Origin of the sequence: Streptomyces sp. UH6 (genome assembly GCF_013421635.1) — a bacterium.
In the GTDB taxonomy this organism is placed as follows: Bacteria; Actinomycetota; Actinomycetes; order Streptomycetales; family Streptomycetaceae; genus Streptomyces; species Streptomyces abyssomicinicus.
The window spans coordinates 1-1,165 of record NZ_JACADT010001359.1; the positions used below are offsets into that span (position 1 = coordinate 1).

The 1,165-nt window shown below is 74.4% G+C and carries 1 protein-coding gene; it reads right to left on the reverse strand.

Features of this window, described 5'->3' with window-relative positions:
• Positions 1-72: 72 nt before the first annotated feature.
• A complete protein-coding gene (locus HW445_RS31875; protein WP_374939738.1) occupies positions 73-1,116 on the reverse strand; it encodes a glycerophosphodiester phosphodiesterase family protein in 1,044 nt (347 codons plus the stop codon).
• Between the last annotated feature and the right edge of the window lie 49 nt (positions 1,117-1,165).

Sequence of the window (1,165 nt, forward strand, 5' to 3'; positions counted from 1 at the left end):
GGCGGTCCGCACGGGACGGGTGTGGTCACGGGAGGTGTGGTCACAGGACGGGTGTGGTCACGGGAGGTGTGGTCACGGGGCGGCCGGGCGGGGGTAGGCGCGGGGCAGGCGGAGGCCTTCCTCGGCGAGGACCGTGCGGACGGTGTCGGGGGCGTTGGTGATGAGGCCGTCCACGCCGAGACCGAGCAGGTGGCGGACGGTCGCCGGGTCGTCGACGGTCCAGGACACCACCTTCATCCCCTCCGCGTGCGCCGCCGTGACCAACTCCCGTGTCGTGAAGGGCACGTAGCCCGGGGTCGCGATCCCGCCGCCCTGCGGGTCGCCGTGCACCGGGGAGACGGCGTCGGCGCCGAGGGAGACCGCGGCGGCCACGTAGCGCCGCTGGAGCGAGCCCTCGAAGTCGTCGATGTCCAGCCCGCCGAGCCAGGGCGAGGCGCCCGGCACGCCCTGCTGGAGGAACTGCTGTCCGTTGGTGAGCGCCACCACCGGCAGCCGGGGCTCCAGTTCCCGGACCCTCCTCAGCGCGCCCCAGTCGAAGCTCTGGACCGTGACCTGCCGCACCATCCGCGCCCGCCGCGTCTCGGCGATCACGGTCCGCACGAACCGTTCCCGCGGCGCGGTCTCCTGCGGCGCCCCGGCCTCGACCTTGGTCTCCACGTTCAGCGTGACACCGTGGGCCCGGTACCGGTGCACCAGCGCGTACACCTCGGAGAGCAGCGGCATCCGTGCCCCGGGGGCGAGTGTCTGTGCGGGGAACGCCGCCTGGCGGAGGGACCCGCAGTCCAGGGTGCGGATCTGGGCGAGCGTGAGGTCCTTCACGTATGTCCTGCCGGGGACGTACGGGTACTCGGGGTCGCCCGGGAACGCCGGTCCGGTGTCCCGGCAGTTGCGCTCCTGGACGTCCCGGTCATGGGTGACGACCGCGTGGCCGTCCTCGGTGATCTGGACGTCGAGCTCCAGGGTCGTGACCCCGGTCTCCAGCGCCCGCGCGAAGGCCGGCAGCGTGTTCTCGACGGTCGTCGCGGCGCCGCCGCGATGGGCCTGGAGGTCGAACTGCCGGGCCTGGGGCGGACGTTCGGAGGCCGCTGCGGTACCTGCCGCCGGAACCAGCGACACCGCCAGCGCCGCGGCGACGGCGGGCCACCGGGCCGTCCGGCCGCGGGGA